The organism is Aggregatibacter sp. HMT-949, assembly GCF_041734645.1.
GTDB lineage: Bacteria > Pseudomonadota > Gammaproteobacteria > Enterobacterales > Pasteurellaceae > Rodentibacter.
Map to the genome: position 1 here is coordinate 1572908 of NZ_CP162010.1, position 26527 is coordinate 1599434.

A 26527-nucleotide genomic window follows, 5' to 3' on the forward strand; every position below is an offset into this window, starting at 1 on the left:
TTAGCCCCTTGCACGACTAATGTCGAAATCAATGTCATCAGCTTCATCATTGAAATATAAGGTTTCATTACAACCAGGGCAGACAACTTCTTTTTCTCCATTGGCACAGAAAATTTGACCACAGTTGCACATACACAAGCCAAACGCAGCACCACAATGGGGACAACCGCCACCACCCCAAAGTTGGGATGTTGAGATTTTGCTATGATTTGGACGATGATCAGACCAATCTTCATAATCTTTTTCAGCGGGGTAAACGCCAACATATTGGAAAATTACATTGTCCAATGGGCTGCTTTCGATGCGTTCATATTTCATTAAATAAGGCAATTTTACCTTGCTACATTTACCCACGATGATTGCATAATTTTCATCTAAAGCGACCGCTTGATCTTTTTCTTTAATTAAAGAAATTGCACCGCTTTCTAAAATTTCTTTATTTAGCGAAACAGATAACTCCACACCTAACGAACGGCTTTGGCTTAAAATAGAATCAGCAACAGATTCACATAAAGCGCGGTAAACTTTTTCAATATCGTCATCATCAAGGCGATAAGTTAAGTTGCTGATCTCACTTAGGGTATTGAGATTGGCAAATTTTCCAATGCCGATATTGATTAGCTTCGCTTTATTTTGAAAATGGTGTTTCCAGCGAGAAATAGCTTGTGCAGGATCATCTGTTGGCGCTCCATCAGACATTAGATAAACCAGCGGTTTCCAATCACCTTTTTTCTCTGGAGTACTACGCACAATATCTTTTTCCAAGGAATCCATTAAATGATTCAGTACTGCACCAATAGATGTGCCAGAACCAATCGGCAAACGGGGTGGGTAAAAACTCATTAATTCCGTTAATGGTGCAAGCGTACCAGCCGCCCCAGCAAATGCGATCACAGAAAGATAAACAGATTCCAACGCGTAAGGATCACGGCGAAGTTGATTAACCAAGCGGCTAATGCCTTCTTGCATTTGACGAAGATTTTCACCAACCATACTTTCAGAGATATCAACAACAAGATAAACAGGTAAACGACGCATAATGTTTCCTACAATACGATATTAATTTCATCAGGTGGCGGTGGCAGGCTGTTATTATCAACTGCACCCACACTAACACTGGTTTGAGCTACGGAAGCAGATACCCATTGGAAGAACTGAGCAAAACTATTCGCATCCATCGTATCTAACGACACAACGGTATCCGTCAATTTCTTTAAGATAGTCGGATCTGCTTTAGGGCCTGCGGCACAAGCCACAATATTGCCGAAATTTAGACTTTTGATTTGTGGAATAGCTTGCTCATAAGCGAGCGTGTCAGAAGGTTTGCCATCGGTAAGCAAGATTAAAATTGGTCGCCAATCACCTTTTTGATCAGGTGTTGCAAGAATGCGATCTTTTTTGACTGTTTGGACAATCTCTTCTAACAATTTTCCAAGAAAAGTTGCCCCACTTTCAGGGCAAGAAATCGTTGGCAATACCACATTTTCAAGTGCAGTCAGTGGCAAAACATTTTTGATCTGTATATCAAAAGTGAAAATAGAAAGATAAACACTTTCAAGCGCGTAAGGATTTTGTCTTAATGCAGAAAGCAGTGATTGCAATCCGACATTCACTGCTTCAATAGGCTCACCTTTCATTGAGCCTGAAGTATCAATACAAATATAAGTGAGTAGTCTTCTAGACATATCTACACAACCTAAATTATAAAACGATATTTAATTCTGCCGGTGGTGGCGGTAATTCACCTAATCCGCCCACATCTTTTTTGTTGAGATCGACTTTTTGGCTTGAAACAGAAATCGACGCAGAAACCCATTTAAAGAAGGCTTTAATTGAGTTTGCATCAGCAGTATCTAATGACACCACGCTTTCTGTAATTTGTTTTAATACGTTGGTATCAGCTCCGGCACCAGCTGCACAAGCGACAAAGGTTCCAGTTTTCACTGTTCTCAATGCATTAATTCCCTTTTGCAGATCGTCTGTTGGCACGCCATCAGAAAGTAAAAATACAACTGGTTTCCAGTCACCTTTTATTTCAGCAGAACCTTTTTGTACTTCGCGATTGATACAATCTGTAAGTAAACTTAACGCTTCGCCCATTGATGTTAAGCCTGATGCTTCAATAGTTGGAAGTTGGAAACTCATTAGCTCTGTGAGTGGTGTAACTTGTTTGGCTTTGCTATCAAAAGTAATCACAGATAGATAAGCCGTTTCTAATGCGTAAGGATCTTGACGCAAGGCAGAGACTAGCATTTGTAAACCATTACGCACAGATTCAATAGCCTCGCCCATCATTGAGCCAGAAGTATCGACTAATAAATAAACAGGTAAACGACGCATAAATTTTCTCCCTAATAACAATTTTGAGCTGGAATACCATTTTTACGGTTTAATTCCATTGCGACTTTACAAGCTGAATAAGATTGTTTACCCGCACAATTTTGATTAAACCAATCGATCATTTGTGAATGTTGTGCAACTTGCTGGTTATACGTATTTACGGAAGCGATAGAGTATTGATCAACATAGGTATTTTGAAGTGAATCACCTAACCATTTCGCTTGGTTGTAGATTTCAACACATTGTTGTTCCATTTCATCACTAATTACTGGAACATATCCACGTGTAGATGATGTTGGTGGCGTTATATAGTATTGGTTTGCCAAAGCATTTGTAGTGGTAAAATAAGCGGTCAGAAGAATCAATTTCTTTACGTTCATTGCATTATCCTTCTTCTTTTTCAGGGAAAATAAACGAAGCAACAACACCAATAAATAAAACACCTAATACAATATAAAGGCTAACATTGGCAGAAATATGAATGCCTGTATCAAATACTGCGTGATTCCAAGATTGAATTCCCATTTTGATACCAATAAAGAACAATAAGGCAATGACAGCTTTTTCAAGGTGAACAAGATATTTTGTGAGTGCAGCAAGAATAAAATAGAGACTACGTAATCCTAGAATCGCGAAAATCATTGCAGCATAAACGAGTAATGGTTCTTGAGTCACAGCAATAACAGCAGGTACTGAGTCAAAGGCAAATGCTACATCAGATGTTTCAATTGCCATTAAACATAAAAATGCAGGCGTTGCGTAACGAAAACCTTGACGAGTAACGGAAACTATTTGATCTGCATTTAATTCGTTATGTTTTACAAAGAATTTTTCTTGCACTAGTTTGGGGAAAACAGGCATCATTTTCCCTACCAAACGAACACTCCAGTGATGAGTATAGTCTTCGATTTCTTCTTCACTATCATCTCCGCCTCGTAACATTTTCCAACCACTCCAAAGTACAAATGCAGCAAAGATAAATCCAATCCAAGGACTTGCGGCAAATAATCCTGTTCCAATCACAACGAAAATAGCTCGGAAAATCAATGCGCCTAAGATTCCCCAATAAAGAATACGGTGTTGAAGATGATCTTTAATCCCAAAAGATGCAAAGATCGCAACAAATACCATCAAGTTATCAATGGATAAACTCTTTTCGAGAACATATCCTGCAAGGTAGAGATCTGCCCATTCCGGCTCGAAACGGAAATAAAGATAAAAGTAGAACGCCAATGCCAATGAAATCCAAAAGATTGACCAAAGTGCGGCATTTTTTACCGTAATTTCTTTACTGCGACGGTGAGAAATAAGATCGATATAAACGGAGAAAAGGACGACAGAGAAGAAAACAATAATGACTTCTAAAGGAAAACCAAAGTGATGCATAGATGAGACCTAAAACTGAAACAGTTAATATTTTAAACCGATACAGTTTATATAAAAACCAGTTTGGTTTACAAGTTCTTTTTAACTTTCGTCATAATGATTTCCGTGATGAAAATATTAACTGAAAAAGAAAAATTTAGCACCCGCTTAAAACTAGCTCTTTCTGCAATGGCTATGCAGAATTTAAAAACGAGTGAAATCGCCACTAAATTTAATTTACAACATCCTAATGAGCCAGTAACACAACAAGCAGTGTATAAATGGCTCAATGGGTTAGCAATTCCATCAATGGATAAAATAGAAACATTATCAAAATGGTTGATGGTTAAACCAGAATGGTTGCGTTATGGCGTGAACGATGAGACTCAAAAAACAATGTTAGATGAAGTGCTGTTAAGTATGATTGTTGGGCTATCTGAACAACAAAAATCAGCATTAATTACATTTATTAGTTCATTTCAGACTAGAACTTAAGTGCAAATTTTACTATTTTTAACTTTATATATAATTTAGAAGAATATAGGGCTTTTGTCCTAAGTGTAGGGCGGAGCTAAAGTCGGTTAGATTGATACAAGAAAGGTTTTATTGTAATTTGTTACTTGTTACATCACAAAACAACACCGCATTGAAGCAATTTCTATGCGGTATTATTTTTAATAAATTTTCATCCGGGCATAAAAATTCCCGGGGAACATAGTTTTGATATTGCATAAATATTATATAATTCTGATTCTTTCTTTTGCAACAGTTAAGTTCTTTATTAATCAAACACTCCCCGCCTTTTCAATCACCAAAATCCGTGCTTCGCCTTGTGGGTGGGCGACGTGTTCGGTGCCGATGCCGGCGTAGAAAATATCGCCGGTTTCTAGCAATACGCTTTTGGCTTCGCCGCGCTCTTTGTAGTGCATTTCCACGACGCCATCCATCACCGCAAAAACTTCCTCACCATCATTGATATGCCATTTGTAAGGCTCATTTGTCCAATGCAAACGCACGCTGATGCCATTCATTTCGGTGATATCCAAGCCGCCCCATGCACGGGTGGCGGTGAATTCTGCGCTACGAATAATTTTGTGTGACATATTCTCTCCTTCGTTTTAATGTGCTTCGTCCCAGTTTTCGCCCACGCCCACATCCACAATCAGTGGTACCACAAGCTCAGCGGCCGCTTCCATATGTTGTTTGATGAGATCGCTAAAAAACGCAATTTTTTCCGACCGCACTTCAAACACCAATTCATCGTGCACCTGCATGATCATGTGAATATCCGGATCATCGCGCGTAATTTCATCTAACTTAATCATGGCGCGTTTGATGATATCGGCGGCGGTACCTTGCATCGGTGCGTTAATCGCCACCCGTTCTGCGCCTTTACGGCGCATGGCGTTGGAAGAATTGATTTCCGGCAAATATAAACGGCGTCCGAACAGCGTTTCCACATAGCCTTGCGCTTTCGCTTTTTCTTGGATGTCGTGCATAAAGGTTTGCACGCCCGGGTAACGTTGGAAATATAAATCCATATAGCGTTGCGCATCCGCGCGGGAAATCCCAAGCTGACGGGAAAGCCCGAAGGAAGACATGCCATAAATCAGACCAAAGTTAATGGCTTTCGCGTTGCGGCGTTGTTCGCTCGTCACCTGTTCCAACGGCAAACCGAAAATTTCAGCGGCGGTGGAGCGGTGAATGTCTTTACCTTGTGCGAACGCGTTAATCAAACCTGCATCGTTGGACAAATGCGCCATAATGCGCAGCTCGATTTGCGAGTAGTCTGCGGCAATAATTTTATAACCGTCGCGGGCAATAAAGGCTTGGCGAATGCGACGGCCTTCCTCGTTACGAATCGGAATATTCTGCAAATTCGGATCACTGGAAGAAAGCCGCCCGGTTGCCGTTACGGCTTGATGGTAAGAAGTGTGCACGCGCCCGGTTTGCGGGTTCACCATTTGCGGCAATTTGTCGGTGTAAGTGGATTTCAGTTTGCTCAAACCGCGATGTTCCACCAACACTTTCGGCAATTCGTGGCTGTACGCCAGCTCCTCTAACACTTCTTCGTTGGTGGACGGCGCGCCTTTCGGCGTTTTTTGCAACACCGGCAAGCCGAGTTTATCGAACAAAATGTCTTGCAACTGTTTCGTAGAGGCCAAATTGAACGATTGACCTGCCAGTTCATGCGCCTGCATTTCAAGTGCGGTCAATCTTTCGGTAATTTCGTTGGATTGCAAGAACAGCGCATCAGAATCAATCAACACACCACAACGCTCCATGCGTGACAATACGCCGAGCAACGGCAATTCGATGGATTGATAGAGTTCCACCAAACTGGGTTGCGACTGAAGTTTTTCCCACAGCACTTGTTGCAATTTCATCGTCACGTCGGCATCTTCCGCCGCGTATTCGCCTGCTTGCTCTAGTGCGATTTGGTTGAATGTCAGCTGATTCTTCCCTTTGCCGGCAATGTCTTCAAAGCCGATGGTTTGATGTCCGAGATAGCGTTTCGCTAAGTCGTCCATATTGTGCCGACCGGTGCTGTCCAAGGTGTAAGAAAGCAACATGGTGTCGAATTCAATGCCCTGCAACGCAATGCCGTTACGGGCGAAAATGGTCATATCAAACTTGAGATTCTGCCCGACTTTACCGATATTCGGGTTCTCTAAAATGGGTTTAAGAGCGGCAAGTGCGGTGCTTTTTTCCAACGTTTTTGGCGCACCGAGATAATCCAAATGCAATGGTAAATACGCCGCTTCGCCATTTTCCAACGCAAAAGACACGCCGACCAAATTGGCGGACATATAATCCAACCCGTCGGTTTCCGTATCCACCGCAATCAGTTTCTCGGCACTTAATTTTTCCACCCAACGAGCTAAATCCGATTCAGTCAGAATATTTTCATAGCGGCTACGATCGATGTAAACGACAGTCGAATTCAGCACCGCATTGGAGGCAGGAATGGCGGGCGTTGCCTGATAAGTATTCATTTTCACCGGCTGTTCTATCGTTTGCGTGATGGAATCCGCACCATTCATTACTTCACTTAACCAGCGTTTAAATTCATACCGCCCGAAATATTCAATTAATGCGTCATTATTGCTGTCGCTAAGCGCCAACTCTTGCGGAGAAAAGGCCAGTTCTACATCGGTTTTGATGGTCGCCAAGGCGTAAGACAACTCTGCTATGGCTTTTTCGGCAAGCAATTTCTCCCCGAGTTTTTTCGCACCACGAATCGGCAGTTCGGCAACTTTATCCAGATTGGCATAAATTTGTGCCATGCTGCCGATGCCTTGCAAAAGCCCTAATGCGGTTTTTTCGCCAATACCCGATACGCCGGGAATGTTGTCGGAGCTATCGCCCATCAATGCCAGATAATCAATAATTAACTCCGGCGGAATACCGTATTTTTCAATCACGCCCGCGCGATCCAACAAGTTGTTGTTCATGGTGTTAATCAACATAATGTTGTCATCCACCAGCTGTGCCATGTCTTTGTCGCCGGTGCTAATAAGTACCTTCTGTCCGTTTTTTGAGGCTTGGCATGCCAGCGTGCCGATCACATCGTCCGCTTCCACGCCTTCCACCACCAACAGCGGAATCCCCAATGCGCGGATCATGTCATGCAACGGCTGGATTTGTTTACGTAGATCGTCCGGCATCGGCGGGCGATGGGATTTGTATTGCTCAAACATTTCATCGCGGAAGGTTTTGCCTTTGGCATCAAACACCACCGCAATGTGACTTGGCTGCACTTGTGAAATCAAGCTTTTCAACATATTCAGCACACCATACATGGCGCCTGTTGGTTCGCCATTGGAATTGGTGAGTGGAGGGAAGGCGTGAAAAGCGCGATATAAGTAAGAAGAGCCATCCACCAGGACAAGGGGGTTAGGTGCGATCTGTGCCATAAAAGTCTCGTTTGAAGCGTTAAAAACGGGCGCATTATAGCGTAAATTAAGGTATGGCGCGAACGGATAAGCTTGTGAATCGAAAGCAAAACCTATGACGGAAAATTTTGGCTATGGCATAATAGCGTTCGTTTAAAACAAAGAAATCAAGGAAATACAATGTCATTAAAAATGGTCGAAATTGTCGTATTAGGACAAGTGTTGCGTTTAAATGTACCGCAAGAACAAGAGGATGCTTTGCGCCAAGCGGCACGCAATTTAGATGCGTTGGTTTCCGAAATGAAGGAAAAAACCGGCTTGATTCAGCTTGACCGCGTACTTTCCATCGTGGCATTAAATTTGAGTTTTGAATTGACTCAAGAAAAAAATAAAAATACGCAAATTGAAGAGGTGCTAAAAACCCGTATTCAGCAGTTAAATCATTCGTTAGAAAATATCCGTGTTTCTAAAGAATAAAATTAATTGCGACAGATTAAAAATCGGCTGTTATTCACAGCCGATTTATATTTCAAACTACATTTTTTCTTTCTTCATCATTTCGGCTTGTTTCATTTTTTTCCCTGATTTCATCATGTTATCCGATTGCATTTTCACGTCATCCATTTTTTCATCAGCGTTCATCATCGATTTTGATTTCATTGGCTCAGTCATCGTTGGTTCAGATTTCATTGGTTCAGATTTCATCGACATAGCATCCGCTTTCATTGCCTCCGCATAAACACTGCTTGCACCTAATAATACCGCCATACCTAACATTGCACTTTTGAATGTAATATTTTTCATTTTAAATTTCCTTTTTTGAGTGGTAAGAATTATGCTTATGAAAGAACGAAGGAAATCGCCTCTTTCATTGTATTAGACGAAGCACCTTTTACTTTCTTACAAAAATTTTAAAGGAATTAAAATGACCGCCATTTCAGATCGGGAACTCGAGCAAATCCGTGCTCAAATGCTGAAATTTGCCGAATTGCAGCTACACCACGCAGATCTTGCCGAAGATTTAGTGCAAGAAGCCTTTTTAAGTGCATTCAAGAATTTAGCTAATTTTAAGCATCAATCCGCCTTTAAAACCTGGGTTTTCGCTATTCTCAAAAACAAAATTATTGATTATTTACGTCAAAAAGGGCGCTTTGTGCTGGAAAGTGAAGTGGAAGATGAAAATGCCACCAATCACTTTTTTGACGATACCGGGCATTGGAAAATAGATTATTATCCAAGCGAATTGCAGGGCGAAGAAGAGCGCGTTTATTCCGATGAATTTTGGTTGATTTTTGAAACTTGTTTGACGTGCTTGCCTGCCAAACAAGCGAAAATTTTTATGATGCGTGAGTTTTTAGAGCTTTCATCTGAAGAAATTTGCCAAGAAACTCGGCTCAGCTCCTCTAACTTACACACCAGCCTTTATCGGGCGCGTCTGCAGTTGCAAAACTGCCTTTCAAGAAAGCTTTAGGAGAGATTATGCGTTGCCGCCAAGCCACTCGAATGATTTCCGAATCGCACGAACGCCCATTAGATTTACAAGAAAAAGTCGGGCTAAAAGTGCATTTGCTCATCTGTCCGCATTGCCGTCGTTTTGATAAAAATTGCAAAACATTGAGTAGGATGATGAAAGCATTTAAACAAAGAGAAAAAAATTAATCTTTTCGTGCCGTAAACCTTGCCTTAGCAGGCATTCTCAATGCAATACGCTCACGATTTAAAGCAAGTGCATTTTCTGTGGGCGTATAATTTTTCCATAAAGTAGGATCTTGCGGTAAATTTTCGTTCCAAAAATATTGCACATTAAAGCCTCGAGCCAAGCATTCTTTATGCAATAAATCATAACGTTCTTTTAAGAACGCAAGTTTATCAAAAAAGAAACGTACGTGTCCTTCGCCTAATTTGTAATCTACAGGCTGTCCTTTTAAATTAAATTTCCCTTTTGCTACTGCATTAGGAATGCGAGTGAGTTCACGGTGTTCAGCCAATAGATGCTGATCACATAATTCTGAAGGTGAAATTAGATTAATCCTAGTCATAAATATCCGTTTATTAAATTATGAAACAGTGTGCAAAAAAATTGTAAGAAAAAGATTTTTACATCGTCTAATCAGATGTAACGTTAATATGACACATCATAAGGAAAAACGATGAAATCTTCAAAAACATTACTATTTCTCACCGCACTTTGCTGTGCGACACCTGCGTTGGCAGCACCGCATTCAACACTATCGCAAACCGGAGAAGCAAAAATGACGATGGAAAATCAAAAAACAATCCGTGAAATCTATCTTGCCGGCGGTTGCTTTTGGGGCGTGGAAGCCTATATGCAACGTATTTATGGCGTGAAAGATGCGGTTTCGGGCTATGCCAATGGCAAGACCGACAAAACCAGTTATCAAATGATCGGCGTGACCGATCACGCGGAAACCGTGAAAGTGACTTACGATGCCAGCCAAATTTCGCTGGATAAACTGTTGCAGTATTACTTCAAAGTGATTGATCCAACCAGCGTGAATAAGCAGGGCAATGATCGCGGACGACAATATCGCACGGGGATTTACTATCAAGATGCGGCAGATAAAGCAGTGATTGAACAGGCGATCAGCGAACTTCAAACCAAGTACAAAAACAAGGTGCAAATTGAAGTGCAACCGCTCAAAAATTATGTAATGGCGGAAGAGTATCACCAAGATTATTTGCAGAAAAATCCGAACGGCTATTGCCATATCGACATCACGCAGGCGGATGAGCCGTTGATTGATGAGAAAGATTACCCGAAACCGAGCGATGCGGTGCTCAAAGCCAAGCTCACGCCGTTGCAATATTCCGTGACCCAAAACAAACACACCGAACGTTCATTCAGCAATGAGTATTGGGACAATTTCCAACCGGGGATTTATGTGGACGTCACGACGGGCGAGCCAGTTTTCTCGTCTAATGACAAATTCGAATCCGGCTGCGGTTGGCCAAGTTTCACCAAGCCGATTGCCAAAGAAGTGGTGCATTACCAAACCGACAACAGCTTCAATATGCAACGCACCGAAGTGTTGAGCCGTGCGGGTAACGCCCATTTAGGACACGTTTTTGACGACGGCCCGAAAGACAAAGGTGGCTTGCGTTATTGTATTAACTCCGCCTCGATCAAATTTATCCCTCTCGATGAAATGGAAAAAGAAGGGTACGGATATTTGGTAAGCGCGATCAAAAAATAAGGAGATTTTGCAATGTTAGATCAACAACTTCTTATTGGCACGGTTTTCTTGGCAGGGCTGGCGTCCTTTCTTTCGCCATGCATCTTCCCGATTATCCCAATTTATTTCGGTATTCTGAGCAAAGGCGGAAGGAAAGTGTTGAACACTTTTCTGTTTATCCTTGGGCTTTCGCTCACCTTTGTTAGCCTTGGCTTTAGTTTCGGTTTTTTAGGTAAGATTTTGTTTAGCAATACCACCCGCGTGATTGCTGGGATTATCGTGATTATTCTCGGGATTCACCAATTGGGCATCCTTAAAATAGGTTTACTTGAACGCACGAAGTTAGTGGAAATCAAAACATCAGGAAAATCCACCGCACTTGAAGCTTTTGTATTGGGCTTAACCTTCAGCCTTGGTTGGACACCCTGTATTGGTCCGATACTCGCCTCCGTACTTGCTCTTTCGGGTGATGAAGGCTCTGCGCTATATGGTGCTGCAATGATGTTTGTTTATGTCCTAGGTCTAGCAACCCCCTTTGTTCTGTTCTCGTTTTTCTCCGACAGCTTGCTTAAACGAGTGAAAGGGTTAAACAAACATCTCGACAAATTCAAAGCGGCAGGCGGTATTTTAATTATCGTTATGGGGATTTTATTGATTACCAATAATTTTGCATAAAAAGGAAAATAAAATGAAAAAATTACTCTCAATTCTCTTAATGGCATTCAGCCTTAACGCTTTTGCCGATACCAATTTGGCGGATGTGCAACTCAAAGATTTAAATAACCAACCTGTTAGTTTGGCTCAATACAAAGGTAAGCCTGTTTATATCAAAATGTGGGCGTCGTGGTGTCCGATTTGTTTGGCGGGGTTGGCTGAAATTGATGATTTAAGCGCAGAAAAAGATCGCGCATTTGAAGTTATCACCATTGTTTCGCCTAGCCATAAAGGCGAAAAATCAACGGCAGATTTCATTGAGTGGTACAAAGGCTTGGAATATAAAAACATTAAGGTGCTGTTAGATGAAAACGGCGAAATAATTGACCGCACTCAGGTGCGAGGCTATCCGTTTAATCTCTTTTTAGACGGCGATTTAAACGTGAAAAAAACCGTGTCGGGGCATTTGAACTTGGAGCAAATTCGGGCGTTTGCAGAGAGATAACCGTAAGGATGTGAAATACGGTAATGAGCACGTTGCTTCGTGTTTATAAAAATATTATTTTGTGACCAACCTAACAAAATCGGCAAAATAAACGCTAGTCAAATAGAGGGATTTGGGCTAGTATAACCGCATAAAAATTTCCTGGAGTGTTCGTCAGTGGGTTATGTCCCTGAGCCGATACTTAAAATCTAATAAATCGGTTTCCTGCCGTTGGTGTGTAAGCTTTACCTTTGCATCGCAAAGGATTAAGAAACCTGAAAACGGCCTTATCGATTTTCTTGAACCGTCGGGTTCAAGGACTACCACCCGCAACGGCACTCTGGGTCCTTTCTTCTTTCATTCTTTATGAATATCCAACAGCAACGTCAGCAAATTCGCTCTCAAATCCGAAAGACTCGAGCAAATTTAACTGTGTTCCAGCAGCAACTGGCGGAACAGTCTATTACCCAACAAGCATTAGCTTTAATCGAACAACGCCAAGCGCAAAATATCGCACTGTATTTTTCTTTTGATGGTGAAATTTCAACGTCATCCTTGATAAATGCACTTTGGGCGCAACATAAAAACCTGTATTTGCCGGTGTTGCATCCTTTTGCCAAAGGGCATTTGCTATTCTTGCGTTATTTGCCTGATACCCCTATGGTGAAAAATCAATTTGGCATTTTGGAACCTAAACTCAATGTGCAAAATGTGTTGTCGTTGAATGAACTGGATATTTTATTTACGCCGTTGGTGGCTTTTGATAAACAAGGCAATCGCCTTGGTATGGGTGGTGGATTTTACGACCGCACTTTGCAGAATTGGCAACAAAAGTCCTTTATTCCAGTCGGCTTAGCCCACCAGTGCCAGCAGCTGGAGCAGCTTCCTATCGAACATTGGGATGTGCCGCTTTTTGATATTTTGGTGGGGTAAAACCTATCGTCTATAAAAAAATTGATAGATAAAATCAAAATATTTTAAATCCTCCCTTGAAATTCTTTCCATCGGTCTTACCTACTGTCCGTAAGCGGCGAAAGCCAAAAACTATTTTAATTTACAGCGAGTAAACAGACATGAACATTGAAAAATTTACCACAAAATTTCAACAAGCCTTGGCGGAAGCGCAGTCTTTGGCGATCGGCAAGGATAATCAATACATTGAACCGGTACATTTATTGAGCGCATTATTAAATCAACAAGACGGTTCAATTGCGCCAATTTTAACGGCAAGCGGTGTGAATGTTGCCTTATTGCGTAATGAATTAAACAACGAACTCAATAAGCTGCCACAAGTTTCCGGCAACGGTGGCGATGTACAAATTTCGCGCCAATTACTTAATTTATTAAATCTATGCGACAAACTCGCACAGCAAAACAAAGATAAATTTATTTCAAGCGAATTGTTCTTGCTTGCCCTTTTAGAGGAACGTAGCGCATTAAGTAATATCTTAGTTCAATGCGGTGCTGATAAGGCACGAGTTTCGCAAGCCATTCAACAAATTCGTGGAGGACAAAACGTGAACGATCAAAATGCAGAAGAAAGCCGTCAAGCCTTAGAAAAATATACCATTGACTTAACTGCCCGTGCAGAAAGCGGCAAATTGGATCCGGTGATTGGACGTGATGAAGAAATTCGTCGCACAATTCAAGTGCTACAACGCCGTACCAAAAACAACCCGGTACTCATCGGTGAACCGGGCGTGGGTAAAACCGCCATCGTGGAAGGTTTGGCGCAACGTATTGTCAATGGCGAAGTGCCGGAAGGATTGAAAAATAAACGCGTACTTTCGTTAGATATGGGGGCATTGATCGCGGGCGCAAAATATCGCGGTGAGTTTGAAGAACGCTTGAAAGCGGTGCTCAACGAACTTGCCAAAGAAGAAGGTCGCGTGATTTTATTTATCGACGAAATTCATACCATGGTGGGCGCAGGTAAGACTGACGGCGCAATGGATGCGGGTAACTTATTAAAACCAAGTTTGGCACGCGGTGAATTGCATTGCGTCGGCGCAACTACGCTTGATGAGTATCGCCAATATATCGAAAAAGATGCGGCACTGGAACGTCGTTTCCAAAAGGTGTTTGTGGATGAACCAAGCGTGGAAGATACCATCGCGATTTTACGTGGCTTGAAAGAACGTTATGAAATCCACCACCATGTAGATATTACCGACCCGGCAATCGTCGCAGCGGCAACACTTTCGCACCGTTATATTTCCGATCGTCAGTTACCGGATAAAGCGATTGACTTAATCGATGAAGCGGCTTCCAGTATTCGTATGGAAATTGACTCTAAACCGGAACCGTTGGATCGATTAGAGCGCCGTATTATCCAATTAAAATTGGAACAACAAGCGCTTAAAAAAGAAGAAGACGAAGCCAGCCGTAAACGTTTAGAAATGTTAGAAAAAGAATTGGCCGAAAAAGAACGCGAATACGCCGAATTAGAAGACGTATGGAAATCTGAAAAAGCTACCCTTTCCGGTTCACAACACATTAAACAAGAATTAGACGCAGCAAAAACCGAAATGGAACAAGCCCGCCGAGCCGGTGATTTAAGCAAAATGTCCGAGCTTCAATACGGCCGAATTCCGGAGCTTGAAAAACAACTTGCTCAAGCCGAAACCTCTGAAGGCAAAGAAATGAGCTTACTGCGCTATCGCGTGACAGACGAAGAAATTGCTGAAGTGCTTTCTAAAGCTACCGGTATTCCGGTTTCCAAAATGATGGAAGGCGAGAAAGAAAAACTCTTGCGTATGGAAGAAGAATTGCACAAACGCGTGATCGGTCAAAATGAAGCCGTGGATGCGGTGGCGAATGCGATTCGCCGTAGCCGTGCAGGGCTTTCTGATCCAAATCGCCCGATTGGTTCCTTCTTATTCTTAGGGCCAACCGGTGTGGGTAAAACCGAATTGTGCAAAACCTTGGCAAAATTCCTTTTTGACAGCGAAGATGCTATGGTGCGTATCGATATGTCCGAATTTATGGAAAAACACAGCGTGTCTCGCTTAGTCGGGGCACCTCCGGGCTATGTGGGTTATGAAGAAGGCGGTTATTTAACGGAAGCCGTACGCCGTCGCCCTTATTCCGTGATTTTGCTTGATGAAGTGGAAAAAGCGCACGCCGATGTGTTCAATATCTTACTTCAAGTGTTAGACGACGGACGTTTAACCGACGGACAAGGCAGAACCGTGGATTTCCGTAATACCGTGGTGATTATGACCTCCAACTTGGGTTCTCACTTAATCCAAGAACATCAAGGCGGAAGCTATGATGAAATGAAAGATATGGTGATGTCGGTAGTGAGCCAACATTTCCGTCCGGAATTTATCAACCGTATTGATGAAACCGTCGTATTCCATCCGCTTGGCAAAGAAAACATTCGCGCCATCGCAAGCATTCAATTAGAACGCTTGGCACGCCGAATGGAAACCCGTGGTTACGAAATCGTATTCACTGAAGCCTTAATCGATTTCATCGGTGAAGTGGGTTACGACCCGGTTTACGGTGCTCGCCCATTAAAACGCGCAATCCAACAAGAAATCGAAAACCCATTAGCACAACAAATCCTTTCCGGCAGCTTGCTTCCAAGCAGCGTTGTGACCGTGGATTATGTTGATGGCAAAGTGGTGGCAAGACAATAAGAATGCCTGAATGAAAAAAGAGCGGTGAGTTTCACCGCTCTTCTTGTCTGTTCGGTATTATGTAACAAATACTCAAACTGTTTGAATTAAACATGAGCTGACATTAAACAATAGCACCGCATTGGAAAGCGCTCCAATGCGGTGCTATTTTGCAAAAGTAATTTTAGCTTTATGCAATCGCTACATCATTTCGGTTTTGTTTAGAAGGAGCCTCTTAATCCAACATAAACATTGCGCCCGTCCTGACCGTAGCCGACAATATTTTCGTATTTTTTATCGAATAGGTTATTTAAGTGGGCATATACATTAAGGTTTGGAATAAGCTGGTAATTTATCCCCAAATTCACAAGTGTATATGAAGGCATTTTAAAATCGCCCGAATCTAAACGTTTACCGACATAAGACACATTCACATCCGAACCCAATTTTTCAGTAATTTGGTACGCTAAACCAAGGTTGCCCGTGTGTTTCGGACGACGAACGTAGTTTAAACCATATTGATCATTTTCCGATTTAATATAGGTGTAAGTGTAGTTCGCATAGCTTGAAAGAGTATCCGTTAATTTGCCGTTATAGGCGATTTCTACACCTTTGATTTTGGTTTTACCGTCACGATTGACCGTGCGATAAACCGTATAACCGCTGACAGGTACGGCGGAAAGGAAATTATCCACATTACGGGCGAAAAGTGTGGTATCTAGACTATGACGTTTGTCATTGCTTTCGATTAATAAACCTAATTCCCCGCCTAAACTTTTCTCTGCTTTTAAATTTGGGTTGGCAACCCAACTCGTCGCGCCTCCCCAACCATAAACATCAATAAATGTCGGATTGTGAATCGCTTTACCTACACTTGCGTGTGCTTTAAAGTTTGGTGATAAACGATAAGCACCTGCAAGACGTGCGGTGAACGCATTCTCAAATAAGCTGTTATCGGTATAACGACCGCTTATGGAAAGGCTGTGATCTGCCTCGGTGAATAAACGATATTCTGCCGCAAAACTTTTTTCGGTAAGTTTTTTCTCATCATAGTTATAAACAGACGCTAAGTATTTCGTATTTTGATAATCTGCCATCAAACTAACCGCTTGTTTGACCTCTCCTTCACGGTCAAAATTAATATCTAATTGGTAGTTAGTATTAAGTTTTTTGCTGTCATATTTTGTTTTTCCGACAGAAGAAGTCCAAGAGCTATATTGTGCGGTATCGCTGTCGGTTTTAATGTGGCTTACCGATGCTTTATGAACAAATAAATCATCCAAATTACCCACGTAACCACTTAATTTATAACGGGTTTCACGAACGCGAGTATTATCATCAAACTTCAATTCATCTACGGCACTATTATCAAAATGCAAGGTTTGCGATGAGTGCGATACAAGGAAATTAAAACCTTTTTTACTGTCATCAAAGCCTAAACGGATAGAAGCGTTATCACGATGAAAACCATCTTTTTCACTTGCAGGGATATTTGTTGATGTTGCTCCCGAAAGACTTGTATAGTTGAAGACGTTTTTGCTACGAGCAGAAATACTGCTTGTACGATGACTATCGCCGTGAAGCGCATAATAGAAGCCATTTTGCTGACCTGAAACAGTCACAGAGCCATCACGAGTACGGTGCGATCCCGTACCAAAATCAAAATCGACATTGAAAGGTTTGTCTTTGTATAAACCGCTTTTGGTCGTGATATAAACCACACCGCCCATTGCATCACTTCCCCAAAGAGCTGATTGCTCGCCACGTAGCACTTCGATTTGTTCAATATTGCTTAATGATAAGCCGCCAAAGTCAAAGTTAGTATCGGCAGGATTCACGCGAATGCCATCAATGATTACTGCGGTGTGTTTAGAATTCGCTCCGCGTAAGAAAAGGCTGGTTGCCGCACCACGTCCTCCGCTAATCCCCATCGCCACACCCGGCACCGTTTTCAACACATCGCTCACATAAGTGGCATTACGCTGTGCAAAATCTTTTTCGGTGAGCACGGTAACGGAAGATGCAGTTTGATCTTGGTTTACCGGCGCAGCATAAGCGGAATAAACATTAACGCTCGGAAGCTTAGTGGTTTCGGCTTGAACAAAACCGGAAACAGTGGCTAAAAATGCAGTCGAAATTAAACTTTTTTTCATCATTTTGGTTCCTTTGATATAACAAAAATCGGCAGGCATTCTGACATAACAGCAACGGGTTGCCTAACTGAAAACTTTCATAGTCAACGACAATTTTATTCATATTCCATCAAAAATATCGCCGTGTTTAACTACGCTTACGCCCTACTTTCGCCTTTATCCGCCCACTCGTTTCCAGTATAATGCGTTCATTTTTCATCACATTCGTAGATTCAAAATTATGAGCAATCAATTCAACGTAAAAACATTCCAAGGCATGATTCTCGCCCTACAAGATTACTGGGCAAAACAAGGTTGCACCGTCGTGCAACCCTTTGATATGGAAGTGGGCGCAGGCACCTCACACCCGATGACCGCTTTGCGCGCGTTAGGGCCGGAGCCGATGGCCTTTGCTTATGTGCAACCGTCCCGTCGCCCGACTGACGGTCGTTACGGCGAAAACCCGAATCGTTTGCAACATTATTACCAATTTCAAGTGGTGATTAAACCGTCGCCGGACAACATTCAGGAACTGTATTTGGATTCTTTAAAAATGCTCGGTTTCGACCCGACGAAAAATGATATTCGTTTCGTGGAAGACAACTGGGAAAACCCGACGCTGGGCGCTTGGGGCTTGGGCTGGGAAGTGTGGCTAAATGGCATGGAAGTAACCCAATTCACCTATTTCCAACAGGTGGGCGGTTTGGAATGTAAACCGGTGACCGGTGAAATCACATACGGTTTGGAACGCTTGGCGATGTATATTCAAGGCGTAGATTCTGTGTATGACTTAGTTTGGTCTGATGGCCCGCTCGGTAAAACCACTTACGGCGACGTATTCCATCAAAACGAAGTGGAACAATCCACCTACAACTTCGAATACGCCGACACCGATTTCTTGTTCTACTGCTTCGATCAATACGAAAAAGAAGCGCAATCCTTATTGGCATTGGAAAAACCGCTGCCGTTGCCGGCTTACGAGCGTATTTTAAAAGCAGCACACAGCTTCAACTTGTTAGACGCGCGCAAAGCCATTTCCGTCACCGAACGCCAACGTTACATTTTACGCATTCGCGCCCTCACCAAGGGCGTGGCGGAAGCTTATTACGCCAGCCGTGAAGCTTTAGGTTTCCCGGGTTGTAAGAAATAACGCGGTAGAAATGAACCTCTGAAATAGCACCGCATTGAAAAGTGAAATTCCGCGGAAGTTGAAAATAGCACCGCATTGAAAAATAGCTACACGGCAAAGTAAACACAATTCTCAGTGACATTAAAGGAGAGCAATATGACCGATTATCAATATCCAAAAGACATCTACACCGAAGCCGAACCTGATGTAAACACCCTTGCTAATCTCGGCCCGTTAGCCGGGTTGGCGGGCATTTGGGAAGGTAAACGTGGTTTGGATATCAATCCAAAAGAAGAAGGCCCGGTGAAAGATCCTTATATCGAACGCGTAGAATTACAACCTATCGATGCCCAAACCAACGGCCCGCAATTATTCTACGGTTTGCGTTATCACACTCATATCGTGCAACCTGACGAGGTGGAAACTTTCCACGATCAAGTGGGCTACTGGCTTTGGGAGCCGGCCACCGGCAATATTTTATTCACCGTCAGCATTCCGCGCGGGCAAACTTTAATGGCCGTGGGCAAAGCAGCGCCCGATGCGAAAACATTTACCGTGAAAGCAGTGCGCGGCTCATTAACCAACGGCATTGTGTCAAATCCGTTCTTGGAACAATCGTTCACCACAGAAAGCTATGAAATCACAGTGAATATTAACGATGACGGCACTTGGTCTTACGATCAAACTACACTCATGACAATTCCGGGTTACGACAAACCGTTTGAGCATCGCGATCGTAATCGCTTGACCAAAATTGCGGAAGCAACACCAAATCCGACCGCTCTTGCCGCACAAAAAGAGGGTGAATAATGAAACCGATTCTTTATTATGCCGCAGAATGTCCGGATACCGCGCCATTTGTGGCGGAACTTAAACGCTTGGGCGTGGAATACGAAGCGGTGGAAGTGCTTTCTTCCATTCCAAACCTCAAACAATGGCTGCGTTTGCGTGATCGTCACCCAGCCTTTGATGACGCAAAAGCAAAAGGTTATGCGGGCTTCCCAGCATTATTGTTAGAGGACGATCGTGTTATTTTAGATGAATCTAAATTAAAAGAGATTTTCTAAAATGATGAAAAAAACAGCCCTAAAACTGACCGCACTTTTATTTGGTTTGACGCTTGCAAGTGGTGTATTTGCAACGGAAAATCACCCAAATACACCGAGTGTAGAGTATGAACTTGAGAAAGTCTTGATTTTTAGTCGTCATGGATTGCGCTCACCGGTGGAAAAAGATCCACAGGAAATGGCGAAATATTCCCCCTATGCGTGGGCAAAATGGAATGTGCCATCCGGTCATCTCACGGCAAAAGGCACTGTGCTAGAAACCTATTTCGGGCAATATTTAGGGCAGTGGCTCGCGGATAAAGGATTATTAACAACAGAACGTTGTGCATCGGGTGAAGGTATTTTCGCTTATGCCAATGGGGTACAACGCACCATTGCAACGGGGCAAGCCATTGTGTCTGGTGCATTTGCGGGCTGTAATGTTCAACTGCAACATCATGGTAAAATTGGTTCAGAAAAAGATCCAATTTTCAACACGCAGGCGCACAATCCAAGTCAAGCCTTGATTGAATCGGCAAAAAATAACGTTGATTTAACCGCTTTACAGCAAAAATTAGCGCCGAATTATGCGCTATTAAGTGAAATCATCGATTACAAAAACTCACCAAATTGTTTACAAAAAGGTGAATGTGATTTAGGTGGAAAAGTCGGTGAATACAGTATTAAAGACGGCAAGTCAGTCAAAATTACTGGCTCTATCAGCACAGGAAAGAAAATTGTCAGTGCATTATTGCTCGCCCATTATGTGGGCAAACCTGATGCAGAAATCGCAAACGGTCGTGTGGATAGCCAAGAAAAATGGCGTGCAATTAACGAAATTAAAAACGAATATTACCGCACTTTATTTAAAAATAACGAAGCGTTAGCACAAAATGTCTCATATCCGTTGTTAGTATTTATTCAGCAACAGCTAAACAGTGAAAACAAAATTAGCTTATTGGTTGGACATGATTCGAATATCGTCGCTCTGCTTGCAGCACTAGGTGTTGAGCCTTATGAATTGAATGATTCATTGGAAAATATCCCCATCGGTGGCAAGTTGCTATTTGAAGTGTGGAAACACAAACCAAGTGGTAAGCTCAAATTTAAGTTAGATTATGTGTATCAAACCACCGAGCAGCTGATTAACATCACGCCATTAAGTTTAACGACACCACCAAACCAAACAGCATTAACCCTCAAAGGCTGTGAAAAAGATGAAAAGGGCTTTTGTGATTACGAACGTTTTCAACAGGTGTTGAGTGAGGGTATTGCAAACGGTAAGAAGTAGCTTTCATGCAGCCTTATGAAAAATACTTAAAAGAGAATTCGCAGAAATTGCGAGCGGATCAGACAGATGCGGAAAGAAAGCTATGGCAACGCATCAATCGAGATCAATTATTAGGTTTTCGATTTAATCGACAAAAGCCACTTTTAAGTTATATCGTTGATTTTTATTGTGCGAAAGCAAAGCTGATTATCGAATTAGATGGTAGTCAGCATTATGAACCCGATTATCAGGAAAAAGACGCATTACGAGATGCAGAATTAAATTCACTTGGTTTTGCGGTGATGCGATTTAGCAATGATGAAGTCATGTGTGAAATTGAAGGTGTAATAGAGCAGATTTATTTGTTTTTAGAGAATGTAAGGGCTGATTGAGTATGAGCGTTAAGTTGTTCTGCCAAATCTCCCCTAACCCCTCTTTGCTAAAGAGGGGGATTTCTTGAGTAAATTGATTGCAGTTGACTCATTATTTTGATTTCAATCGCAGTTAAATTAACCTCTTTTAAAAAGAGGGAAGTAGAAAATAGATATTTAACTCTGCAAAGATCCAACCCCCTCTTTAGCAAAGAGGGGTTAGGGGAGATTTGGCAGAAGTGAAAACAGAGAAATATAAAAGATGATTAAGAAACCATATTCAATAATTTTTATTTGCGTATTGTTAATAATAGGTTGTACGAATAACAATTCCGTTGTTCAAAAACAAATAACACATATACGTTTTTTTGATGATTCTATTAATGTTCAGATAGGTGAAGAGCTGTATCATTTAAAGAGCAAAGATAAGAAAACAATACAACAATTTAAAGAATTTTATGATAGTTACCATTATAAAGTGTCTAGACAAGCTTTAAACCTGCAAATACTAACGCAAAGTTCTAATGAGCTTATATACTCACTTTTTATTGATAAAAATCTATTAAGTGATGATGACTTAATCAAATTAAAAAAAGTATATCAAGCTGAAGCTTATGAAAAACAATATATAAAAGTAACATTCTTGGCTGATGCTAAGACTTTTTATGGTTTAAATAATTTAACTGATGAATATAAATTAGATACTCCACTACCAATAGTAGTAACTGACAAAAGACCTTTTTTTGAAACTGGTAACGGTCAATTGTTATTTATTTTAACAATGCCAGTTTGGGTACCATTTGCATTAGTATTTGGTTTAAAGCCTTAATATTTATAATGATATAAATTACGTTTACATAGAGACCCTAAAATGACAACCCAAAACTTCCTAGTAGAAATCGGCACGGAAGAGCTGCCGCCAAAAGCTCTGAAAACATTAGCGACAGCCTTTGCGGATAATGTTGAGGCGGAATTGAATCAAGCAGGCTTAACCTTCGACAAAATCGAATGGTTTGCAGCACCGCGCCGTTTGGCGGTGAAAGTGTTGAACTTAGCCACACAGCAACCAAGCAAAGAAATCGAAAAACGCGGGCCGGCAGTGTCAGCAGCCTTTGATGCGGAAGGTAAACCAACAAAAGCAGCTGAAGGCTGGGCGCGTGGTTGTGGCATTACCGTTGAGCAGGCGGAACGCATTGCGACCGATAAAGGTGAATGGCTCGTTCATCGTGCAAAAATTGAAGGTCAACCGACCAAAAACTTGCTTAATGGCATTGTGGCAAACGCCTTGGCAAAGCTGCCAATTCCAAAACCAATGCGTTGGGCAGATAAAACCGTGCAATTTATTCGTCCGGTTCACACCGTAACTATGTTATTGGGCGATGAGTTAATCGAAGGCGAAATTTTAGATGTAGCAAGCGCACGCACCATTCGCGGTCACCGTTTCTTAGGTGAAAAAGAATTTGAAATTCAACATGCAGACCAATATCCGCAATTATTGCGTGAAAAAGGGGCTGTGGTGGCAGATTTCAACGAGCGTAAAGCGGAAATCCTTGCAAAATCTCAAGCAAAAGCGACCGCACTTGGCGGCGTGGCTGACATTGAAGAAAGTCTGCTTGAAGAAGTCACTTCCTTGGTGGAATATCCAAACGTATTAGCGGCAAAATTCGAAGAACGTTTCTTAGCAGTGCCTGCAGAAGCCTTGGTTTACACCATGAAAGGTGACCAAAAATATTTTCCGCTATATGAAAAAACAGAAGGCGACAAAGACGGCAAATTATTACCGCACTTTATTTTTGTCTCGAACATCAACCCAGAAGATCCAACAGCGATTATAGAAGGGAACGAAAAAGTGGTTCGCCCACGTTTAACGGATGCGGAATTCTTTTTCAAAACCGATTTAAAACAAAAACTGGTCGATCGTTTACCGCGTTTAGAAACCGTGTTGTTCCAACAACAGCTCGGTACATTGAAAGATAAAACTGACCGTATTGAACAACTTGCAGGCGAAATTGCAAAACAAATCGGCGCAGACGAAGCGAAAGCAAAACGTGCCGGCTTACTGTCAAAATGTGACTTGATGACTAACATGGTGTTTGAATTCACCGATACGCAAGGCGTAATGGGCATGCACTATGCCCGTCATGACGGTGAAGACGAAGAGGTCGCAGTGGCGTTAAACGAACAATATATGCCACGCTTTGCCGGTGATGAGTTACCAAAATCACTCGTTGCAAGTTCGGTCGCTTTAGCGGATAAATTTGACACTTTGACGGGTATCTTCGGTATCGGACAAGCGCCTAAAGGCAGCGCAGACCCGTTTGCATTACGTCGTGCAGCATTAGGTGCATTGCGTATTATCGTAGAGAAAAACTTACCGCTTGATCTTGAAGATTTAGTGAAAAAATCAGCTGCACTTTTCGGTGATAAACTCACGAATCAAAATGTGGTGGCTGATGTGGTGGACTTTATGCTCGGTCGTTTCCGCGCATGGTATCAAGATGAAGGCATTGCGGTGGATGTGATTCAAGCGGTATTGGCGCGTCGTCCAACCCGTCCGGCAGACTTTGATGCACGCGTGCGTGCGGTTTCTCATTTCCGTACCCTTGATTCTGCGGAAGCTCTGGCAGCCGCCAATAAACGTGTGGCGAATATTTTAGCGAAAGCGGAGGGCAACATTGGCGCAATTGATGTGGCGTTATGCGTTGAACCGGCAGAACAAGTGCTTGCGCAAAGCGTGTTAAGTTTGGCAAAAGAGGTTCAGCCGTTAATCGCACAAGGCGAATACACTGCAGTGTTAGATAAACTCGCCGGCTTGCGTCAACCAGTGGATAATTTCTTTGATAATGTGATGGTGAATGCGGAGGATGCAAGATTGCGTCAAAACCGTTTAGCCATTTTGAACACATTGCAAGGGTTATTCTTACAGGTGGCGGATATTTCGTTGTTGCAATAACATAAAACAGGATGGTTGTTTTTCCGACAACCATCCCTTTCTTTATAGACTTCAATAGATTATTTCTCTATAATCTCCCGCACTTTCCCCCCTTAGCTCAGTCGGTTAGAGCAGGCGACTCATAATCGCTTGGTCGCTGGTTCAAGTCCGGCAGGGGGGACCATCTAGATTTATCCCACCTTATTTTTCTTTTTACATTTCTTTTTTAGCTTAGGAGTTTCTATGGCTGCGGAAGGGGCTGGCGATCTAATTCGAGTGGTCTCATTGCTTGGTGCTGCAGTAGTTGCGGTGCCGTTATTTAAACGAATCGGACTGGGATCGGTATTGGGCTATTTAGCCGCCGGACTGGCGATCGGGCCTTACGGATTAAATGTCGTGGATGATCCGCATGCTATTATTCACTTAGCGGAATTTGGCGTAGTGATGTTTCTGTTCGTAATCGGACTTGAAATGAAGCCTTCTCATCTATGGAGTTTACGCCGCCAGATTTTCGGGCTGGGCAGTATGCAGGTGGTGATTTCAGCGATTTTGATGACAATTGTCGGCGTACAATTCGGCGTCTCTTGGGAAGTGGCGTTCGTCTCCTCCGCCGGTTTCGTGCTAACCTCTACAGCCATCGTAATGCAAGTATTGGGCGAACGCAAAGCGCTTTCCACCAAGCGGGGGCAAAAAATCGTATCGATTTTGCTTTTTGAAGATTTGTTAATCGTCCCCTTACTCGCCATCGTCTCCTTCCTTTCTCCTTTTGAAAAAACCGAAGCTTCACTACCTTGGTGGCAGTCCGCCGGCATTGCCATGCTCGCCTTAGCGGCGCTAGTCGTAATCGGCCGCTTCGTATTGAATCCGATATTCCGCATATTGGCGAATGCCAAAGCGCGAGAAGTAATGACCGCGGCAGCATTATTTGTCGTACTCGGTGCGGGGTTATTAATGGAAGAAGCCGGTCTTTCCATGGCGATGGGCGCCTTCGTAGCGGGCGTAATGCTGTCGGAATCCGCCTTCCGTCACCAATTAGAAGCGGATATCGAACCGTTTCGCGGCCTACTGCTTGGACTTTTCTTCCTCGGCGTAGGTATGGCGCTCGATTTAAAAGTGGTGACGGAAAACTGGCAACTTATTTTACTCGGCGTAATCGCGTTAATGCTCACTAAAGGTATTTGTATTTATTTGGTAGCGCGTTTGGCGAGAAGCACCCACAGCACCGCATTGGAACGTGCGCTTTTAATGGCGCAAGGTGGTGAATTCGCTTTTGTTTTATTCGCGGCAGCGCTTGCAAAAGGCGTAATTGACGAAACAGTCAACGCGAATATGACCGCTATCGTGGTACTTTCCATGGTAATGACACCGATTATTTTAGTGTTGTACGAAAAATTCGGTGCAAAAGAAACGAAAGAAGAAATTCAACCCGATGAAATTGACGAACAACATCCGATTATTATCGTAGGAATGGGGCGTTTCGGCCAAATCGTAAACGATTTATTACGCTTGAGCGGTTACGCCACGACTATTGTGGATTTGAATCCGACAATGATAAAAGGTTTCAATGAATACGGCATTAAATCTTATTTCGGCGATGCTTCGCGTCGCGAATTTTTAATTGCGGCAGGCTTGGAAAACGCGGAAATGTTAATTGTGGCGATTGATAATAAAGAGCAGGCGAATGCGATTGTGCATTTTGCACGCGAAGTCAATCCAAACATTAAAATTATTGCACGCGCTTTCGACCGTTTTCACACCTTCGATCTTTATAATTCGGGAGCTGACGAAATTGTGCGGGAAACTTTCGATTCAGCGGTACGCACCGGTCGCTTGGCATTAGAAGCGTTGGGTATGGAATCAGCAACCGCAAAAGCCATTGCCAAATATTATTTCAAGGCGGATCGCCATGAAGTGGAATTAATGTCGCAGGTATATGAGCCGGGTATGGCGATTTTTAACAATCCGGTAATGCTTGATATTGCACAGAAATGTGACCAAAAAATGGCGGCGCATATTCAAGAAATTTTGTTAAAAGCGCAAGAACAAGCACAAGAAGAAGCATAATATTTCGCGCACTACCGAGCTCAAATA

At 42.6% G+C, this 26527-nt stretch carries 27 protein-coding genes, 1 tRNA gene and 1 other RNA gene; 19 read left to right on the top strand and 10 right to left on the bottom strand.

Annotated features, from left to right (window positions below):
• The 5 genes from AB3F25_RS07310 to AB3F25_RS07330 are packed head-to-tail and all read right to left on the bottom strand — an operon-like array spanning nucleotide 1 to nucleotide 3726.
• On the bottom strand, nucleotides 1-1038 hold the full coding sequence (locus tag AB3F25_RS07310; RefSeq protein ID WP_373603197.1) for a TerY-C metal binding domain-containing protein: 1038 nt from the start codon (nucleotides 1036-1038) through the stop codon (nucleotides 1-3).
• A gap of 8 nt (nucleotides 1039-1046) precedes the next feature.
• Nucleotides 1047-1685 carry a VWA domain-containing protein gene (locus AB3F25_RS07315; RefSeq protein WP_373603198.1) on the bottom strand — a complete coding sequence of 213 codons (639 nt, stop codon included), beginning with the start codon at nucleotides 1683-1685 and terminating at the stop codon, nucleotides 1047-1049.
• Nucleotides 1686-1701: 16 nt separating this feature from the next.
• Nucleotides 1702-2340 carry a VWA domain-containing protein gene (locus AB3F25_RS07320; RefSeq protein ID WP_049355473.1) on the bottom strand — a complete coding sequence of 213 codons (639 nt, stop codon included), beginning with the start codon at nucleotides 2338-2340 and terminating at the stop codon, nucleotides 1702-1704.
• 11 nt (nucleotides 2341-2351) lie between these two features.
• Complete coding sequence (locus AB3F25_RS07325) at nucleotides 2352-2720, bottom strand: hypothetical protein (protein WP_373603199.1); 369 nt, start codon at nucleotides 2718-2720, stop codon at nucleotides 2352-2354.
• A gap of 4 nt (nucleotides 2721-2724) precedes the next feature.
• Nucleotides 2725-3726: a TerC/Alx family metal homeostasis membrane protein gene (locus tag AB3F25_RS07330; protein ID WP_373603200.1), complete on the bottom strand. Its 1002-nt coding sequence runs from the start codon at nucleotides 3724-3726 to the stop codon at nucleotides 2725-2727.
• Between the two features lie 108 nt (nucleotides 3727-3834).
• Here AB3F25_RS07330 and AB3F25_RS07335 point away from each other — a divergent pair, with 108 nt between their 5' ends.
• Complete coding sequence (locus AB3F25_RS07335) at nucleotides 3835-4200, top strand: transcriptional regulator (protein ID WP_297929020.1); 366 nt, start codon at nucleotides 3835-3837, stop codon at nucleotides 4198-4200.
• A 290-nt stretch (nucleotides 4201-4490) separates the two neighbouring features.
• On the opposite strand, the gene AB3F25_RS07340 is transcribed toward AB3F25_RS07335, so the two are convergent.
• Nucleotides 4491-4808: a cupin gene (locus tag AB3F25_RS07340; protein WP_373603201.1), complete on the bottom strand. Its 318-nt coding sequence runs from the start codon at nucleotides 4806-4808 to the stop codon at nucleotides 4491-4493.
• 15 nt (nucleotides 4809-4823) lie between these two features.
• Nucleotides 4824-7622: a DNA polymerase I gene (polA, locus tag AB3F25_RS07345; RefSeq protein ID WP_373603202.1), complete on the bottom strand. Its 2799-nt coding sequence runs from the start codon at nucleotides 7620-7622 to the stop codon at nucleotides 4824-4826.
• A gap of 159 nt (nucleotides 7623-7781) precedes the next feature.
• Here polA and AB3F25_RS07350 point away from each other — a divergent pair, with 159 nt between their 5' ends.
• On the top strand, nucleotides 7782-8078 hold the full coding sequence (locus AB3F25_RS07350; RefSeq protein ID WP_373603203.1) for a cell division protein ZapA: 297 nt from the start codon (nucleotides 7782-7784) through the stop codon (nucleotides 8076-8078).
• A 57-nt stretch (nucleotides 8079-8135) separates the two neighbouring features.
• Here the strand turns inward: AB3F25_RS07350 and AB3F25_RS07355 are convergent, their stop codons facing one another.
• Nucleotides 8136-8405: a hypothetical protein gene (locus AB3F25_RS07355; RefSeq protein WP_373603204.1), complete on the bottom strand. Its 270-nt coding sequence runs from the start codon at nucleotides 8403-8405 to the stop codon at nucleotides 8136-8138.
• 121 nt (nucleotides 8406-8526) lie between these two features.
• On the opposite strand from AB3F25_RS07355, the gene AB3F25_RS07360 reads away from it, so the two are divergent.
• Together AB3F25_RS07360 and AB3F25_RS07365 are read left to right on the top strand one after the other, a co-directional pair.
• Nucleotides 8527-9072: a sigma-70 family RNA polymerase sigma factor gene (locus tag AB3F25_RS07360; protein ID WP_373603205.1), complete on the top strand. Its 546-nt coding sequence runs from the start codon at nucleotides 8527-8529 to the stop codon at nucleotides 9070-9072.
• A gap of 8 nt (nucleotides 9073-9080) precedes the next feature.
• Nucleotides 9081-9260 carry a zf-HC2 domain-containing protein gene (locus AB3F25_RS07365; protein WP_373603206.1) on the top strand — a complete coding sequence of 60 codons (180 nt, stop codon included), beginning with the start codon at nucleotides 9081-9083 and terminating at the stop codon, nucleotides 9258-9260.
• Here the strand turns inward: AB3F25_RS07365 and AB3F25_RS07370 are convergent.
• Nucleotides 9257-9640, bottom strand: a complete 384-nt coding sequence (locus tag AB3F25_RS07370) for a pyrimidine dimer DNA glycosylase/endonuclease V (protein ID WP_373603207.1) — start codon at nucleotides 9638-9640, stop codon at nucleotides 9257-9259. The two genes, AB3F25_RS07365 and AB3F25_RS07370, sit on opposite strands and share 4 nt — an antisense overlap.
• A gap of 111 nt (nucleotides 9641-9751) precedes the next feature.
• Here AB3F25_RS07370 and msrAB point away from each other — a divergent pair, with 111 nt between their 5' ends.
• The 6 genes from msrAB to clpB all read left to right on the top strand — a co-directional run bounded on the left by msrAB (nucleotide 9752) and on the right by clpB (nucleotide 15577).
• The gene (gene msrAB / locus AB3F25_RS07375) at nucleotides 9752-10816 is read left to right on the top strand and encodes a bifunctional peptide-methionine (S)-S-oxide reductase MsrA/peptide-methionine (R)-S-oxide reductase MsrB (protein ID WP_373603208.1); all 1065 of its coding nucleotides are present in this window, start codon (nucleotides 9752-9754) and stop codon (nucleotides 10814-10816) included.
• Nucleotides 10817-10828: 12 nt separating this feature from the next.
• Nucleotides 10829-11470: a cytochrome c biogenesis protein CcdA gene (locus AB3F25_RS07380; RefSeq protein WP_373603209.1), complete on the top strand. Its 642-nt coding sequence runs from the start codon at nucleotides 10829-10831 to the stop codon at nucleotides 11468-11470.
• A gap of 13 nt (nucleotides 11471-11483) precedes the next feature.
• The gene (locus AB3F25_RS07385) at nucleotides 11484-11954 is read left to right on the top strand and encodes a redoxin family protein (RefSeq protein ID WP_373603210.1); all 471 of its coding nucleotides are present in this window, start codon (nucleotides 11484-11486) and stop codon (nucleotides 11952-11954) included.
• A 135-nt stretch (nucleotides 11955-12089) separates the two neighbouring features.
• A non-coding RNA gene (gene ssrS / locus AB3F25_RS07390) (6S RNA) lies at nucleotides 12090-12284 on the top strand.
• Nucleotides 12285-12299: 15 nt separating this feature from the next.
• Entirely contained in the window at nucleotides 12300-12866 is a 567-nt protein-coding gene (locus tag AB3F25_RS07395) for a 5-formyltetrahydrofolate cyclo-ligase (protein WP_373603211.1), read from the top strand.
• A 140-nt stretch (nucleotides 12867-13006) separates the two neighbouring features.
• Nucleotides 13007-15577: an ATP-dependent chaperone ClpB gene (gene clpB / locus AB3F25_RS07400; protein ID WP_373603212.1), complete on the top strand. Its 2571-nt coding sequence runs from the start codon at nucleotides 13007-13009 to the stop codon at nucleotides 15575-15577.
• Between the two features lie 200 nt (nucleotides 15578-15777).
• Here clpB and AB3F25_RS07405 read toward each other — a convergent pair whose 3' ends face one another.
• Nucleotides 15778-17709, bottom strand: a complete 1932-nt coding sequence (locus AB3F25_RS07405) for a TonB-dependent receptor plug domain-containing protein (RefSeq protein ID WP_373604347.1) — start codon at nucleotides 17707-17709, stop codon at nucleotides 15778-15780.
• Between the two features lie 220 nt (nucleotides 17710-17929).
• Between AB3F25_RS07405 and glyQ the strand changes: the two genes are divergently transcribed.
• From glyQ to AB3F25_RS07450, 9 genes are all read left to right on the top strand, one after another.
• Nucleotides 17930-18838 carry a glycine--tRNA ligase subunit alpha gene (glyQ, locus tag AB3F25_RS07410; RefSeq protein ID WP_373603213.1) on the top strand — a complete coding sequence of 303 codons (909 nt, stop codon included), beginning with the start codon at nucleotides 17930-17932 and terminating at the stop codon, nucleotides 18836-18838.
• Between the two features lie 135 nt (nucleotides 18839-18973).
• Nucleotides 18974-19627: an FABP family protein gene (locus AB3F25_RS07415; RefSeq protein WP_373603214.1), complete on the top strand. Its 654-nt coding sequence runs from the start codon at nucleotides 18974-18976 to the stop codon at nucleotides 19625-19627.
• Complete coding sequence (locus tag AB3F25_RS07420) at nucleotides 19627-19884, top strand: hypothetical protein (RefSeq protein ID WP_373603215.1); 258 nt, start codon at nucleotides 19627-19629, stop codon at nucleotides 19882-19884. Before AB3F25_RS07415 ends, AB3F25_RS07420 begins: the two co-directional genes overlap by 1 nt.
• Before the next feature lie 4 nt (nucleotides 19885-19888).
• Nucleotides 19889-21154 (top strand): histidine-type phosphatase, encoded by a 1266-nt coding sequence (locus AB3F25_RS07425; protein WP_373604348.1) that lies wholly within the window; start codon nucleotides 19889-19891, stop codon nucleotides 21152-21154.
• 5 nt (nucleotides 21155-21159) lie between these two features.
• On the top strand, nucleotides 21160-21525 hold the full coding sequence (locus tag AB3F25_RS07430) for a DUF559 domain-containing protein (protein ID WP_373603216.1): 366 nt from the start codon (nucleotides 21160-21162) through the stop codon (nucleotides 21523-21525).
• Nucleotides 21526-21766: 241 nt separating this feature from the next.
• Nucleotides 21767-22333, top strand: a complete 567-nt coding sequence (locus AB3F25_RS07435; protein WP_373603217.1) for a hypothetical protein — start codon at nucleotides 21767-21769, stop codon at nucleotides 22331-22333.
• Nucleotides 22334-22375: 42 nt separating this feature from the next.
• Complete coding sequence (gene glyS / locus AB3F25_RS07440) at nucleotides 22376-24457, top strand: glycine--tRNA ligase subunit beta (RefSeq protein ID WP_373603218.1); 2082 nt, start codon at nucleotides 22376-22378, stop codon at nucleotides 24455-24457.
• Nucleotides 24458-24543: 86 nt separating this feature from the next.
• A tRNA-Ile gene (locus AB3F25_RS07445) sits at nucleotides 24544-24620 on the top strand.
• A 59-nt stretch (nucleotides 24621-24679) separates the two neighbouring features.
• Nucleotides 24680-26500: a monovalent cation:proton antiporter-2 (CPA2) family protein gene (locus tag AB3F25_RS07450; RefSeq protein WP_373603219.1), complete on the top strand. Its 1821-nt coding sequence runs from the start codon at nucleotides 24680-24682 to the stop codon at nucleotides 26498-26500.
• The last annotated feature ends 27 nt before the right edge of the window (nucleotides 26501-26527 follow it).

What these genes read in the sequence shown, in the direction of transcription:
- AB3F25_RS07310 (WP_373603197.1), bottom strand. Translation starts at nt 1,038, where the DNA reads ATGCGTCGTTTACCTGTTTATCTTGTTGTTGATATCTCTGAAAGTATG.
- AB3F25_RS07315 (WP_373603198.1), bottom strand. Translation starts at nt 1,685, where the DNA reads ATGTCTAGAAGACTACTCACTTATATTTGTATTGATACTTCAGGCTCA.
- AB3F25_RS07320 (WP_049355473.1), bottom strand. Translation starts at nt 2,340, where the DNA reads ATGCGTCGTTTACCTGTTTATTTATTAGTCGATACTTCTGGCTCAATG.
- AB3F25_RS07325 (WP_373603199.1), bottom strand. Translation starts at nt 2,720, where the DNA reads ATGAACGTAAAGAAATTGATTCTTCTGACCGCTTATTTTACCACTACA.
- AB3F25_RS07330 (WP_373603200.1), bottom strand. Translation starts at nt 3,726, where the DNA reads ATGCATCACTTTGGTTTTCCTTTAGAAGTCATTATTGTTTTCTTCTCT.
- AB3F25_RS07335 (WP_297929020.1), top strand. Translation starts at nt 3,835, where the DNA reads ATGAAAATATTAACTGAAAAAGAAAAATTTAGCACCCGCTTAAAACTA.
- AB3F25_RS07340 (WP_373603201.1), bottom strand. Translation starts at nt 4,808, where the DNA reads ATGTCACACAAAATTATTCGTAGCGCAGAATTCACCGCCACCCGTGCA.
- polA (WP_373603202.1), bottom strand. Translation starts at nt 7,622, where the DNA reads ATGGCACAGATCGCACCTAACCCCCTTGTCCTGGTGGATGGCTCTTCT.
- AB3F25_RS07350 (WP_373603203.1), top strand. Translation starts at nt 7,782, where the DNA reads ATGTCATTAAAAATGGTCGAAATTGTCGTATTAGGACAAGTGTTGCGT.
- AB3F25_RS07355 (WP_373603204.1), bottom strand. Translation starts at nt 8,405, where the DNA reads ATGAAAAATATTACATTCAAAAGTGCAATGTTAGGTATGGCGGTATTA.
- AB3F25_RS07360 (WP_373603205.1), top strand. Translation starts at nt 8,527, where the DNA reads ATGACCGCCATTTCAGATCGGGAACTCGAGCAAATCCGTGCTCAAATG.
- AB3F25_RS07365 (WP_373603206.1), top strand. Translation starts at nt 9,081, where the DNA reads ATGCGTTGCCGCCAAGCCACTCGAATGATTTCCGAATCGCACGAACGC.
- AB3F25_RS07370 (WP_373603207.1), bottom strand. Translation starts at nt 9,640, where the DNA reads ATGACTAGGATTAATCTAATTTCACCTTCAGAATTATGTGATCAGCAT.
- msrAB (WP_373603208.1), top strand. Translation starts at nt 9,752, where the DNA reads ATGAAATCTTCAAAAACATTACTATTTCTCACCGCACTTTGCTGTGCG.
- AB3F25_RS07380 (WP_373603209.1), top strand. Translation starts at nt 10,829, where the DNA reads ATGTTAGATCAACAACTTCTTATTGGCACGGTTTTCTTGGCAGGGCTG.
- AB3F25_RS07385 (WP_373603210.1), top strand. Translation starts at nt 11,484, where the DNA reads ATGAAAAAATTACTCTCAATTCTCTTAATGGCATTCAGCCTTAACGCT.
- AB3F25_RS07395 (WP_373603211.1), top strand. Translation starts at nt 12,300, where the DNA reads ATGAATATCCAACAGCAACGTCAGCAAATTCGCTCTCAAATCCGAAAG.
- clpB (WP_373603212.1), top strand. Translation starts at nt 13,007, where the DNA reads ATGAACATTGAAAAATTTACCACAAAATTTCAACAAGCCTTGGCGGAA.
- AB3F25_RS07405 (WP_373604347.1), bottom strand. Translation starts at nt 17,709, where the DNA reads ATGAAAAAAAGTTTAATTTCGACTGCATTTTTAGCCACTGTTTCCGGT.
- glyQ (WP_373603213.1), top strand. Translation starts at nt 17,930, where the DNA reads ATGAGCAATCAATTCAACGTAAAAACATTCCAAGGCATGATTCTCGCC.
- AB3F25_RS07415 (WP_373603214.1), top strand. Translation starts at nt 18,974, where the DNA reads ATGACCGATTATCAATATCCAAAAGACATCTACACCGAAGCCGAACCT.
- AB3F25_RS07420 (WP_373603215.1), top strand. Translation starts at nt 19,627, where the DNA reads ATGAAACCGATTCTTTATTATGCCGCAGAATGTCCGGATACCGCGCCA.
- AB3F25_RS07425 (WP_373604348.1), top strand. Translation starts at nt 19,889, where the DNA reads ATGAAAAAAACAGCCCTAAAACTGACCGCACTTTTATTTGGTTTGACG.
- AB3F25_RS07430 (WP_373603216.1), top strand. Translation starts at nt 21,160, where the DNA reads ATGCAGCCTTATGAAAAATACTTAAAAGAGAATTCGCAGAAATTGCGA.
- AB3F25_RS07435 (WP_373603217.1), top strand. Translation starts at nt 21,767, where the DNA reads ATGATTAAGAAACCATATTCAATAATTTTTATTTGCGTATTGTTAATA.
- glyS (WP_373603218.1), top strand. Translation starts at nt 22,376, where the DNA reads ATGACAACCCAAAACTTCCTAGTAGAAATCGGCACGGAAGAGCTGCCG.
- AB3F25_RS07450 (WP_373603219.1), top strand. Translation starts at nt 24,680, where the DNA reads ATGGCTGCGGAAGGGGCTGGCGATCTAATTCGAGTGGTCTCATTGCTT.